Here is a 12,357-nt window from a genome sequence, read left to right as displayed (position 1 = left end):
CGCACGTCGTCCGTTGGCCGTTGAGTAGAGGTCGCCGGGTCAGATCGCGTCCGGGCCGGTCTCGCCGGTGCGGATGCGGATCGCTTCCTCGACCGGAGATACAAAAATCTTGCCATCTCCGATGCGGCCGGTAGCGGCAGCCTTGCGGATGGCCTCGACCGCGCGCTCGACCTGCTCGTCGGCCAGCACGATCTCGATTTTCACCTTGGGCAGGAAGTCGACCACGTATTCCGCGCCGCGATACAGTTCGGTATGGCCCTTCTGACGTCCGAAGCCCTTGGCCTCAATGACCGTGATGCCTTGCAGCCCGACTTCCTGCAGCGCTTCCTTCACCTCGTCGAGCTTGAAGGGTTTGATGATCGCTTCGATCTTTTTCACGTCGGAAGCCCTCCCATGGCCAGTGAGCCGGTATCGGTTCGCGTATCTATTCCACGTCGCCTCCGGCCGGGGCCTTCGCGACGTTGGCGCGGCGCCGCGCGCCGCTCTCTGCCGACGATAATTACCATCAATGCCCGGGGGCGGACATGCCCAAAATCGTTGCGCCCGACGATGTATGCCCAGCAAATAGGCAAATGCTGGTGATAAAATGGGCAAATGCTGCACTTCACCGCGCCACAACAGCCGTCACGGCGGGAAACGCCCGGGCGCTCCGTTGACACGCGGCGTTCCGGCGGCTTCCCTTTGCGGAGGACGTGCGGTTTCGGCAGCGACGGAGAAACGGTGATGGCGACGACCCTGTGGACGACACGTGCGATGCGCGACGCCGACGCCCGCACGATCGCGGCGGGCACGCCCGGCTACACGCTCATGCAGCGTGCCGGGGCCGCGGTCGCTGAGAAGGCGGCGCAGCTCGCCGGTTCTCCCGCGCGCAAGATCATTGTGCTGTGCGGGCCCGGCAACAACGGTGGTGACGGCTTCGTGGCCGCGCGCCTGCTGGTCGGCCGCGGCTTCACGGTGCGGCTGGCGCTGCTGGGCGCGGTCGCGGCGCTGAAGGGCGATGCCGCCGCCGCGGCGGCGGACTGGCAGGGCGAGGTTCTGTCCATCGACGATGTGACGCTCAATGACGCGGACGTGATCATCGATGCGCTCCTCGGTGCGGGTCTCGACAGGGACCTGACGGCGGAGCTTCAGGCGCTCGTGGCGCGCGTGAACGCCAGTCCGGCGGCGGCGGTGGCTGTCGACGTGCCGACAGGGATCGACGGCGACAGCGGTGCCGTGCGCGGCGCGGCGGTGCAGGCAACCCTTACCGTGACGTTCGCCCGCGCCAAGCCCGGGCATTATCTCTTTCCCGGACGCGCCTGTCGCGGCGACCTGCATGTGGCGGACATCGGCATTGCCGATGTGTTGGCGGACGAGCTGTCGAACGGGCTCACGGTCAACGGGCCGGGGCTGTTCGGCGACAGTTTGCCGGTGCCGTCCGTGACCGGCCACAAATATGGACGCGGGCATGCGCTCGTCGTCTCGGGCGGAAGGGCGCGTACCGGCGCGGCGCGCCTTGCGGCGCGGGCAGCCCTGCGCATCGGTGCCGGGCTGGTGACGGTTGCCTCGCCTGCCGATGCGCTCGCCGAGAATGCCGCCCACCTGACCGCCATCATGCTCCGCCCGGTCGAAGATGCCGCGCAGCTTGCGGAAGCGTTGGCCGACGAGCGGTTCAACGCGCTGGTCATCGGCCCGGCAGCCGGTGTGGGCGAGCGCACGCGCGCCTTCGTGGCGGCGGCGGGCGCGGCCGGCCGCGCGCTCGTGCTCGACGCCGACGCGCTGACGAGCTTCGCCGGGGATGTCGACAGCCTGCGCGCGGCAATCGGGCCCGCCACGCGGCGGGGTGTCGTGCTGACGCCGCACGAGGGCGAGTTCGCCCGGCTCTTCGCGCAGGAGGCGGCGGTCGCGTCCGCGCGCTCCAAGCTCACCCGGGCGCAGCATGCCGCGCAACGCACCGGGGCGGTCGTGGTGATCAAGGGCGCCGACACGGTGATCGCCGCGCCCGATGGCCGCGCCGCGATCAACGACAATGGTTCGCCTTGGCTGGCGACGGCGGGATCGGGCGACGTGCTGGCCGGCATGATCGCGGGCGCGCTCGCGCAGGGGGTGCCGGCGTTCGAGGCGGCTTGCGCCGGTGTCTGGCTGCACGGCGCCGCCGCGCAACTCGCGGGCCCTGGCCTCATCGCCGAGGATCTGCCGGAGCTGCTGCCGCGCGTCCTGCCGCAAGTGCTGAAGCCGCTGGAGCCGCTCCGGAAAAAATGAGCGGGCGCCCCTTCGCCTGCTGTCCTATCCGACCTCGAACCAGCCCGCCAGTCCCGCGCCGAGCCGGTCTAGAACGGCGGAGCCGATCATCCAGCGCCCGGGATTGTCAGCGAGAAAGGCGACGCGCACTGTCTGCCCCGCCGGCACGGCGATGGTATCGAGCCAGAATGGCTCCCAGCCGTCGTCGAGGCGGTGCAGCTGGCGGGCGTGGTGGCCGTGCAGATGCAGCACCTGCAAAAAGGCCGTGCGGTTCTCCAGCGCCATCACGACCGGCGTGCCGCCCGGCACCCGGAACAGCGGGCGCGCCACCGCATCGCGCCAGGACAGGCCGCCGAGCCGCCAGATGCGTGTGGGATCGCCCGCACTCTCGCTGGCGGCGGGGTCGAGGCCGCCATCGATGATCAGGTCGAAACGTCGCGCGCGGGCGAGATCGAGCGATTCGGGCAGGTCGTTTGGCGGCAAGCCGGCCACGGGTTCCGGCGCGTGCGTCTCGGGCGTGCCCGCGCCCGTGAGGGCCAGCAGCGGCAGGCCGCTGCCGAGGGCCGCGACCACCTTGCCGGAAACGCCATCCTCCGGCGTATCCACCACCACGTCGACGCGCCCGCCCGGCGCCAGCGCGATGCTGTCGCGCACCGGCCGAAAAGGCGAGTCGACCGGCTGGCCATCGGCGGCGATGACGTGGGTCGTCAGGTTCTCGAAGCGCAACGTCAGCGGCCGCGCATTGGCAATGTTGGCGATCCGCAGCCGCAGCCGCCGGCCAGGCGGGCGGGAGAGCTGTTCCGGCGCGGTGCGGCCGTTGATCAGCAGCCGGTTGCCGAGGCGTCCCGCCAGGCCGATCTCGGCGGGGGAGCCGAAGCTGTCGCGGACCTGCCCGTTGTCGTCGAGAGCGATGTCATCGAGCACGAGGGCGACGTCGTCCGCGTAGGGCGGCGTGTCCTCGTCGACGACGAGGATGCCGGCAAGGCCGCGCTCCGTCTGTTCGGCCGCGTGCTCCGGCACGAGAGGACGGTAGACATACGTGCCGGCGTCGCGCGCGGTGAAGCCGATGTCCGCGCTCTCTCCGGCCGCGAGCGCCGGGCCCGTGAGGCCGGCGACGCCATCCATGGCGTTGGCGATCCGCAGGCCGTACCAGTGCAGCGAGGTCGGCTGGGGCAGGGTGTTGCGCAGCCGCAGGTTCAGGGCGGTGCCCCGGCGCACACGCAGCAGCGGGCCGGGGAAGCGCCCGTCGTAGGTCCACAACCGCACGGGCGCCGGCACACCGTCGAGGGCATGGGCCGATTCGCCCGCGGTCAGCGTGAGCGGGGATTCTGTGGATGAGGCGGAGGGCGCCGCCTCGTCGGCGCGCACCGCCGGCGACAGGCCGGGAACGGCGGCGAGGGCAAGCGACGCCAGCAGCGAACGGCGGCTCGGGAAAAGAGGGTTTCCGTTGTATCGCAATGGGTTGCTCATCGATTCCGGGTTCCTGTCGGTCCTCTGCGTCATTGGCCGGCAGCGCGCCGTCGCGCTGTTTTATCCGCGCCCGGCGCGCAAGGCGAGGCGTAAAGAACTAGCGTGCCTGTCATTTTTTTGCTGCAATAGCCGGCGGCCATGATATAGAGCCGCGACCCGGGGAAGGGCTCGCTGCGGCAGCGGGTCCGTGATGCGGGCGTGGCGGAATTGGTAGACGCGCAGGATTTAGGTTCCTGTGACGCAAGTCGTGGGGGTTCGAGGCCCTCCGCCCGCACCATAGCTCCGCTGTCTAATTCTGAACGCGAACTGGATTGAGAAACTGTACCATGCAGGCGACCGAGACTCTTTCAGAGGGTTTGAAACGCGAGTTCAAGGTGGTGGTGCCCGCCACCGAGCTGGAAAGCAAGCTGTCGAGTGAACTCGCGGGCCTGAAGGACCGCGTGCGCATCAATGGCTTCCGCCCCGGCAAGGTGCCGGTGGCGCATCTGCGCCGCCTCTATGGTCAGTCGCTCATGGCGGAAGTGGTGCAGGGCGCCATCAACGACGCCAACCGCCAGATCGTCGAGGACAACGCGCTGCGTCTGGCAGGCGAGCCGAAGGTGACGCTGCCGGAAGACAAGGAAGAGATCGACGCCGTCATTGCCGCCAAGGGCGATCTGGCCTTCAGCGTCGCCGTCGAGCTGCTGCCCACGTTCGAGCTGAAGTCGCTCGAAGGGCTGGCGCTGGAGCGCGAGGTCGCGGAAGTGCCGGAGTCTGAGGTGGACGAGGCCATCGCCCGCATCGCCAGGGAAAGCCGCCCCTTCAGCGAGAAGGACGGCGCGGCAGAGGCCGGCGATCGTGTGCTGATCGACTTCGTCGGCTCCATTGACGGCACCCCCTTCGAGGGCGGCTCCAGCCAGGACATCCGCGTCGAGATCGGCTCGAACAGCTTCATCCCCGGCTTCGAGGAGCAGCTGATCGGCGCGTCCAAGGACGAGGAACGCACGATCGTGACGACGTTCCCCGAGAATTATCAGGCCGAGCACCTCGCGGGCAAGGAAGCCAGCTTCGCCGTGACGGTGAAGGCTGTCGAGGCGCCGGGCGAGACCGCGCTGGACGATGAATTCGCCAAAGGCATCGGCTTCGATTCGCTGGAAGCCCTGCGCAACGTGATTCGCGGCACGATCGAACGCGACTTCCAGACGCAGACGCGCCGCAAGGTGAAGAAGGAACTGCTCGACGCGCTCGACGCGCAGTACGACTTCGAACTGCCGCCCAGCCTCGTGGACCAGGAATTCGCGGGCGTCTGGCAGCAGGTCGTCTCTGACCTGAAGCAGGCCGGCCGCACCTTCGAGGACGAAGGCACGACGGAAGAGGCGTCGAAGGCGGACTACCGCAAGATCGCCGAACGCCGCGTGCGTCTGGGCCTCGTGCTTGCCGAGGTCGGTGACCGGGCCAGCGTGAGCGTCTCCGACGACGAGGTCACGCGCGGCGTGGTGGAACGCGCGCGGCAATTCCCGGGCCAGGAAAAGGCCGTGTGGGACTACTACAACAAGAATCCGCAGGCGCTGGCGGAAATCCGTGCGCCGATCTTCGAGGAGAAGGTCGTCGACCACCTGCTCGCGCAGGCGACGGTGACGGACAGGACGGTGACCCGCGAGGAGCTTTTCGCGGATGAGGACGGCGAGGAAGCCGCTCCCGCGCCGGACGCGGCAAAGGCGGCCGGAGACGATGCCGGGGCGTGATCGCACGGATGGATGGCGCTGCGTCTGTCGTTGCAGCCCTCCATAATGCTATGAAGGAGCGCGACTCGCTGCCGGGGGCGGCGAATCGCGCTTCTGTCGTTTTATCCGCGTGGCGTCTGGCGCCGCCGGCACGGGGGCGGGAAGGTGATGATGGCGCGGGAGGTCTTGAATATTCGTGTTCCGCGCCATAGGTGCGTGCCGTGCCCGTCACACAGTGCCGCGCAGCGTCGCGGCGGCATCCAATCAAGGCTTGATCAGCGATGAGAGATCCGTTCGAGGTTTACAACAGCACGCTCGTGCCGATGGTGGTGGAGCAGTCCAATCGCGGCGAGCGCGCATTCGACATCTATTCGCGGCTGCTGCGCGAGCGGATCATCTTCCTGACCGGACCGGTGGAAGATTATTCGGCCTCGCTCGTGGTGGCGCAGTTGCTGTTTCTGGAAGCGGACAATCCGAAGAAGGAAATCAACTTCTACATCAACTCGCCCGGCGGCGTGGTGACTTCCGGCCTGTCCATCTACGACACGATGCAGTTCATCCGCAGCCCGGTGACCACGCTCTGCCTCGGGCAGGCGGCCTCCATGGGCTCGCTGCTGCTGGCGGCGGGCGAGGCGGGGCAGCGATTCGCGCTGCCCAACGCGCGAATCATGGTGCACCAGCCCTCCGGCGGCTTCCAGGGGCAGGCGACCGACATCCTGATTCACGCCCGCGAGATCGAGGCGCTGAAGCGGCGGCTGAATGAGATTTACGTGAAGCATACCGGCCGTGACATCGCCGAGATTGAAGCGGCGCTTGAGCGTGATAACTTCATGACGGCCGATGCCGCGAAGGAATTTGGCCTGATCGATCAGGTCCATACGAAGCGCGCGGAAATCGAAGGCTGACGCGCGTTGCCTCGCCTGCTGGGTGGGGCGCACGCGGCGCTGCGGAAAAGATCCTGCGATATCAATGGATTGACAACGCGGCGCATGGTGTGGATTGTTGAGAAGGCCGAGGGCGCCCGCGGCGTCGTCTGTGGATCGCCCGGCCGGGTCATGCGAGATGGTGCCGCGGCTATTGATTGCGACAGGGCACCGTGATTGCATGGAAATTCTGCGGTGTCGCCAGCCGGTGGCAACGCGGGAGGGGGTGGCCTCCGGGCCACCTTCGCGGGACAGGGTCGGGCAATGGCAGAACGCTGCGGTCACACCGCTTACTTTTTCTTTGTCCCTGGCCTATATGAACACATGATGACGCTCCGTCGATTTTGACGCGAGCAGTGACCGAGTGGAGACGGACCATGAGCAAGACAGGCGGCAGTGACTCGAAGAGCACGCTCTACTGCTCATTCTGTGGCAAGAGCCAGCATGAGGTCCGTAAACTCATCGCCGGGCCGACGGTGTTCATATGCGATGAGTGCGTGGAGCTGTGCATGGACATCATCCGCGAGGAATCCAAATCCTCGCTGGTGAAGTCGCGCGAGGGCGTTCCGACGCCCAAGGAAATCAGCAAGGTGCTCGATGACTACGTCATCGGCCAGTCGCACGCCAAGAAGGTGCTGTCGGTGGCGGTTCACAACCACTACAAGCGCCTGTCGCACGCGACGAAGCACAACGACGTCGAACTGGCGAAGTCGAACATCCTGCTCGTGGGCCCCACGGGCTCGGGCAAGACGCTGCTGGCGCAGACGCTGGCGCGCATCCTCGACGTTCCCTTCACCATGGCCGACGCCACCACGCTGACCGAGGCGGGCTATGTGGGCGAGGATGTCGAGAACATCATCCTGAAGCTGCTGCAGGCATCCGACTACAATGTCGAGCGCGCCCAGCGGGGCATAGTCTACATCGACGAGATCGACAAGATTTCCCGCAAGTCGGATAATCCGTCGATCACGCGCGACGTCTCGGGCGAAGGCGTGCAGCAGGCGCTGCTGAAGATCATGGAAGGCACGGTCGCCAGTGTGCCGCCGCAAGGCGGGCGCAAGCATCCGCAGCAGGAATTCCTGCAGGTGGACACCACCAACATCCTGTTCATCTGCGGCGGTGCCTTCGCGGGGCTCGAACGCATCATCATGGGACGCGGCAAGGGCACGTCGATCGGCTTTGGCGCCAACGTGCAGGCGCCCGACGACCGGCGCACCGGCGAGGTGTTCCGCGAGGTGGAGCCGGAGGACCTGCTCAAGTTCGGCCTCATTCCGGAATTCGTCGGCCGCCTGCCGGTGATCGCCACGCTGGAGGACCTCGACGAGGTGGCGCTGAAGCGCATCCTTCAGGAGCCGAAGAACGCGCTCGTCAAGCAGTACCAGCGGCTGTTCGACATGGAGGACGTCGAACTGACGTTCAACGACGAGGCGCTGTCGCTGATCGCCCGCAAGGCGATCGAGCGCAAGACCGGCGCGCGTGGCTTGCGCTCCATCATGGAGGGCATCCTGCTCGACACGATGTACGACCTGCCGGGCCTGGAGGGCGTGGAGCAGATCGTCGTCGGCCCCGAGGTGGTCGAGGGCAAGGCGAATCCGCTGTACATCTATGCCGACCGATCGGATGCGAACGCATCCGTCAGCGCGTGACGGAAGGCTGTCCCGGCAGGCGCCGGGAAGCAGAACGATGAGATATGAGGGCGCTGTTCTCCGGGACGGCGCCCTTGCTTTTACCGCGCTCGCGCGTTGGGTGAGGGTTTGGCGTGTTTGTGCACACTTCTTGCCGCCGACGAACTTGAAAGCCGGCGCAACTCTCTCCAACTTAGGGAAGTCGCTGCTGGACCATCATGCCAGGAGGGTGATGGAGGCAGCGCACCGGAGGCAGTCGCCCGCGCGATGAGCGCTTCCGGCAACCGTCCGTGAACCTGCCAAAGAGGGGGGCGCGGGCGCAAACGAAAGGATACGGGCCATGACGACAACGAAGCCCCGACAGGCGGTGGCCGCAGGAACGGTCGGGATCTACCCTGTTCTTCCGCTCCGTGACATTGTTGTTTTCCCGCACATGGTCGTGCCGCTTTTTGTAGGGCGCGACAAATCCATTCGCGCGCTGGAGGAGGTCGTCAAGAGCGACCGGCACATCCTGCTGGCCACGCAAATCAATGCGTCTGACGACGATCCGGCGACCGATGCGATCTACGAGGTCGGCACGCTTGCCAACGTGCTGCAACTCCTGAAGCTGCCCGACGGCACCGTGAAGGTGCTGGTGGAAGGGACGACACGTGCCCGCGTGCGGACCTATACCCGCAGCGAGGGGTTTTACGAGGCCGAGGCCGAGGCCCTGCCCGAGTCGACGGGCGCCGATGTCGAGGTCGAGGCGCTTGCGCGCTCGGTGGTCGCCGAGTTCGAAAATTACGTCAAGCTGAACAAGAAGATTTCTCCCGAGGTGGTTTCCGCTGTCACGCAGATCGATGAGCCATCGAAGCTCGCCGACACGGTGGCCTCGCATCTCGCGGTCAAGATCGCCGACAAGCAGGCCATCCTGGAGGCCTCGTCCGTTTCCGAGCGGCTGGAGAAGGCGCTTGGGCTGATGGAAAGCGAGATCTCCGTCCTGCAGGTGGAAAAGCGCATCCGCACGCGCGTCAAGCGCCAGATGGAGAAGACCCAGCGCGAGTACTACCTCAACGAGCAGATGAAGGCGATCCAGAAGGAGCTGGGCGACGAGGACGGCCGCGACGAACTGACCGAGATCGAGGAGCGGATCGAGAAGACGCGCCTCACCAAGGAAGCGCGCGAGAAGGCGCTCGGCGAGCTGAAGAAGCTGCGCCAGATGTCGCCGATGTCCGCGGAAGCGACGGTGGTGCGCAATTACCTCGACTGGATCCTCGGCATCCCGTGGTCGAAGCGGTCGAAGGTCAAGAAGGATCTGGTGCTGGCGCAGAACGTGCTGGACACGGATCACTACGGCCTCGACAAGGTCAAGGAACGTATCCTCGAATATCTCGCGGTGCAGCAGCGCGCCAACAGGCTGACCGGCCCCATCCTGTGCCTCGTCGGGCCTCCCGGCGTCGGCAAGACGTCGCTCGGCAAGTCGCTCGCCAAGGCGACGGGACGTGAGTTCGTGCGGCTGTCGCTCGGCGGCGTGCGTGACGAGGCGGAGATTCGCGGACACCGGCGGACCTACATCGGCTCGATGCCCGGCAAGATCATCCAGTCGATGCGCAAGGCCAAGACGTCGAACCCGCTCATCCTGCTCGACGAGATCGACAAGATGGGCATGGACTTCCGCGGCGATCCCTCGGCGGCGTTGCTGGAGGTGCTGGACCCTGAACAGAACGGCGCCTTCAACGATCACTACCTCGAAGTCGATTACGACCTGTCGAACGTGATGTTCGTGACCACGGCCAACACGCTGAACATTCCGGGGCCGCTGCTCGACCGTATGGAGGTGATCCGCATCGCCGGCTATACGGAAGAGGAGAAGCTGGAAATCAGCCGCCGGCACCTCATCCCCGAGGCGGTGAAGAAGCACGGTCTGAAGGACGGCGAGTGGTCGATCGACGACGCGGGCCTGCTGCTGCTGATCCGCCGCTACACCCGGGAAGCGGGTGTGCGTAACCTTGAGCGCGAGATTTCCAACCTCATCCGCAAGGCGGTGAAGGAAATCGTGCTCAAGAAGGCGGACAGCATCCACGTGACGGCATCCAACCTCGCCGACTATCTCGGCGCGCCGAAGTTCCGCTTCGGCGAGGTCGAGGACGAGGATCAGGTGGGTGCGGTCACCGGACTGGCGTGGACCGAGGTGGGCGGCGAGTTGCTGACCATCGAGGGCATCAGGATGCCGGGCAAGGGCAAGATGACCGTGACCGGCAACCTGCGGGACGTGATGAAGGAATCGATTTCGGCGGCGGCTTCCTATGTCCGCTCGCGCGCGCCCGATTTCGGCATCGAACCGGCGTTCTTCGACAAGCACGACATCCACGTGCACGTGCCTGAAGGAGCGACGCCCAAGGACGGCCCGTCGGCCGGCATCGCCATGGCGACCGCTATTGTCTCGACCGTGACGGGCATTCCCGTCCGCAGGGACATCGCGATGACGGGCGAGGTGACGCTGCGCGGTCGTGTCCTGCCGATCGGCGGGTTGAAGGAGAAGCTGCTGGCGGCGCTGCGCGGCGGGCTGAAGAAGGTCCTCATTCCGGAAGAGAACGCCAAGGACCTGGCGGAGCTGCCGGACAGCGTGAAGAACGGGCTGGAAATCGTGCCCGTGTCGCGCATGGACCAGGTTCTTCAGCACGCGCTGGTGCGGCTGCCGGAAGCTCTCGTGCAGCCGGTGGCAGAGGCCGCGGCGGTGCCCCTGCCGGCCGAGGACGGCGAAAGCGCGGTTTCCGTGGCGCACTGAGCCGGCTGATGTTGCCGAATAATTGTTGAAAACGGCCCCCCGGAGCGGATCCGGGGGGCTTTTTTGCCGAAAAATGCTGGGAAGGCATTGCTTTCGCTTATAATTTACGGCATCCGGTGGCACTTGCCGTATGATCGGACACGATGCCCACGCCGGCATGATACGAAACCATAACTCGGGTTGACGAGTTCAGGAGGACCATATGAATAAAGGTGATCTCGTTTCAGCCGTCGCCGACAAGGCCGGTCTGACCAAAGCCCAGGCGGGCGATGCGCTGGACGCCGCTATCGAGGTGATCACCTCGGCGCTTGCCCAGGGTGACGAAGTCAAGCTGATTGGTTTCGGCACCTTTGTGGTCGCAGACCGTCCGGCCGGTACGGCCCGCAACCCTCGCACCGGCGAGACCATCGAGGTCGCTGCTTCCCGCACGCCGAAGTTCAAGGCTGGCGCCGGCCTCAAGGATGCCGTCAACAACAAGTAAGCTTTCTCCCGGGTCGCGCGACGGCGCCTGTGCACGGAAAAGCCCGGATGTGGATCAGCTCCCGATATCTTCGGAGACTTGGTGCTGCAGGCCCTTTCGGGCGGGCCGGGGAAGAGTCGATTTGCATCTTGAAACACCCGGCAGGTTCCCTTAGACGATGGGGGCGTGCCGGTGTCGCCGGAAGAAGATTGCGCCTCGTCGACCCGCGGGCGTGTTTTGAAGCCTGAAGTTGTCGGGGGCGGTTAGCTCAGCTGGTTAGAGCGCCACGTTTACACCGTGGATGTCGGGGGTTCGAATCCCTCACCGCCCACCATGTTTCCGGGCGACACGCGCGGCGCACCAGCCCGTTACCGGCAGGGAGGAAGTGCAGCGTGCAGGCGTTCTCGTCCGATGGCGTTCGCATCAATTTCATCGATATTCCTGCCCGGAACGGCGATGGCCGGCCGGTGCTGCTCATTCATGGCTTCGCCTCGAATCATGCCGTGAACTGGGTCAATACGATGTGGACGACGACGCTGGGGCGTGCCGGCTATCGCGTCATCGCGCTCGACAACCGCGGGCATGGCCAGAGCGAGAAGCTCTACGATCCGGCTGCCTATACCACCGCGAACATGGCGGAGGACGCGCGCCGCCTGCTCGACCATCTGGACATCGAGCGCGCCGCCGTGATCGGCTATTCGATGGGCGCGCGCAACACGGCGCGGCTCACCGTGCTGCATCCCGAAAGGGTGGCGGCGGCCGTGCTCGGCGGGCTCGGCATTCACCTCGTCGATGGCGACGGCCTGCCGACCGCTATCGCGGAGGCGATGGAGGCGTCGTCGCTGGAGGATCTGACGGACCCGAACCAGCGCATGTTCCGCGCCTTCGCACAGCAGACGGGCAGTGACCTGCGGGCGCTCGCGGCCTGCATTCGCGGCTCGCGCGGCGGGGCGCTGACCCGCGCCGAGGTCGCCGCGATCGCCATGCCCGTGCTCGTCGCCGTGGGCTCGCGCGATCCCATCGCCGGCTCCGGCGAGGCGCTGGCGGCGCTCCTGCCTCACGGCCGTTTTCTTGAGATTCCCGGCCGTGACCACAATCTCGCGGTTGGCGACAAGGCGCACAAGCAGGGCGTGCTGGCGTTCTTCAGCGAGGTCTATCCGGCCGCGTAAGCCTCCGGGCGGGGCGGTGG

At 66.3% G+C, this 12,357-nt stretch carries 9 protein-coding genes and 2 tRNA genes; 9 read left to right on the top strand and 2 right to left on the bottom strand.

Annotated features, from left to right (window positions below):
- Nucleotides 1-39: 39 nt before the first annotated feature.
- The gene (locus tag ACFFJ7_RS04675; RefSeq protein ID WP_166947648.1) at nt 40-378 is read right to left on the bottom strand and encodes a DUF3240 family protein; all 339 of its coding nucleotides are present in this window, start codon (nt 376-378) and stop codon (nt 40-42) included.
- A gap of 345 nt (nt 379-723) precedes the next feature.
- On the opposite strand from ACFFJ7_RS04675, the gene ACFFJ7_RS04670 reads away from it, so the two are divergent.
- Nucleotides 724-2,241, top strand: coding sequence for an NAD(P)H-hydrate dehydratase (locus ACFFJ7_RS04670; RefSeq protein ID WP_377590901.1), 1,518 nt, complete (start codon nt 724-726; stop codon nt 2,239-2,241).
- A 24-nt stretch (nt 2,242-2,265) separates the two neighbouring features.
- On the opposite strand, the gene ACFFJ7_RS04665 is transcribed toward ACFFJ7_RS04670, so the two are convergent.
- Nucleotides 2,266-3,690: a multicopper oxidase family protein gene (locus ACFFJ7_RS04665; RefSeq protein ID WP_377590900.1), complete on the bottom strand. Its 1,425-nt coding sequence runs from the start codon at nt 3,688-3,690 to the stop codon at nt 2,266-2,268.
- A gap of 192 nt (nt 3,691-3,882) precedes the next feature.
- On the opposite strand from ACFFJ7_RS04665, the gene ACFFJ7_RS04660 reads away from it, so the two are divergent.
- The 8 genes from ACFFJ7_RS04660 to ACFFJ7_RS04625 all read left to right on the top strand — a co-directional run bounded on the left by ACFFJ7_RS04660 (nt 3,883) and on the right by ACFFJ7_RS04625 (nt 12,337).
- Nucleotides 3,883-3,967, top strand: a tRNA-Leu gene (locus tag ACFFJ7_RS04660).
- Between the two features lie 49 nt (nt 3,968-4,016).
- Nucleotides 4,017-5,414 carry a trigger factor gene (gene tig, locus ACFFJ7_RS04655; RefSeq protein ID WP_166947642.1) on the top strand — a complete coding sequence of 466 codons (1,398 nt, stop codon included), beginning with the start codon at nt 4,017-4,019 and terminating at the stop codon, nt 5,412-5,414.
- Nucleotides 5,415-5,674: 260 nt separating this feature from the next.
- Nucleotides 5,675-6,298 (top strand): ATP-dependent Clp protease proteolytic subunit, encoded by a 624-nt coding sequence (locus ACFFJ7_RS04650; RefSeq protein ID WP_166947640.1) that lies wholly within the window; start codon nt 5,675-5,677, stop codon nt 6,296-6,298.
- Nucleotides 6,299-6,693: 395 nt separating this feature from the next.
- Nucleotides 6,694-7,962, top strand: a complete 1,269-nt coding sequence (gene clpX, locus ACFFJ7_RS04645) for an ATP-dependent Clp protease ATP-binding subunit ClpX (protein ID WP_166947638.1) — start codon at nt 6,694-6,696, stop codon at nt 7,960-7,962.
- A gap of 319 nt (nt 7,963-8,281) precedes the next feature.
- Complete coding sequence (gene lon / locus ACFFJ7_RS04640) at nt 8,282-10,708, top strand: endopeptidase La (protein ID WP_166947636.1); 2,427 nt, start codon at nt 8,282-8,284, stop codon at nt 10,706-10,708.
- A gap of 202 nt (nt 10,709-10,910) precedes the next feature.
- Nucleotides 10,911-11,189, top strand: coding sequence for an HU family DNA-binding protein (locus ACFFJ7_RS04635; RefSeq protein WP_166947634.1), 279 nt, complete (start codon nt 10,911-10,913; stop codon nt 11,187-11,189).
- A 236-nt stretch (nt 11,190-11,425) separates the two neighbouring features.
- Nucleotides 11,426-11,502: transfer RNA gene (locus ACFFJ7_RS04630), tRNA-Val, on the top strand.
- Between the two features lie 58 nt (nt 11,503-11,560).
- Nucleotides 11,561-12,337 carry an alpha/beta fold hydrolase gene (locus ACFFJ7_RS04625; protein WP_377590899.1) on the top strand — a complete coding sequence of 259 codons (777 nt, stop codon included), beginning with the start codon at nt 11,561-11,563 and terminating at the stop codon, nt 12,335-12,337.
- The last annotated feature ends 20 nt before the right edge of the window (nt 12,338-12,357 follow it).

It is taken from the genome of Pseudochelatococcus lubricantis (genome assembly GCF_042432495.1).
GTDB classification, from domain to species: Bacteria; Pseudomonadota; Alphaproteobacteria; order Rhizobiales; family Beijerinckiaceae; genus Pseudochelatococcus; species Pseudochelatococcus lubricantis.
Note: the sequence above shows the minus strand (reverse complement) of the source record. Positions and strands in the feature narration are given on the sequence as shown.

Coding starts and splice junctions, on each gene's coding strand:
- ACFFJ7_RS04670 (WP_377590901.1), top strand. CDS start 724: ATGGCGACGACCCTGTGGACGACACGTGCGATGCGCGACGCCGACGCC.
- ACFFJ7_RS04665 (WP_377590900.1), bottom strand. CDS start 3,690: ATGAGCAACCCATTGCGATACAACGGAAACCCTCTTTTCCCGAGCCGC.
- tig (WP_166947642.1), top strand. CDS start 4,017: ATGCAGGCGACCGAGACTCTTTCAGAGGGTTTGAAACGCGAGTTCAAG.
- ACFFJ7_RS04650 (WP_166947640.1), top strand. CDS start 5,675: ATGAGAGATCCGTTCGAGGTTTACAACAGCACGCTCGTGCCGATGGTG.
- clpX (WP_166947638.1), top strand. CDS start 6,694: ATGAGCAAGACAGGCGGCAGTGACTCGAAGAGCACGCTCTACTGCTCA.
- lon (WP_166947636.1), top strand. CDS start 8,282: ATGACGACAACGAAGCCCCGACAGGCGGTGGCCGCAGGAACGGTCGGG.
- ACFFJ7_RS04635 (WP_166947634.1), top strand. CDS start 10,911: ATGAATAAAGGTGATCTCGTTTCAGCCGTCGCCGACAAGGCCGGTCTG.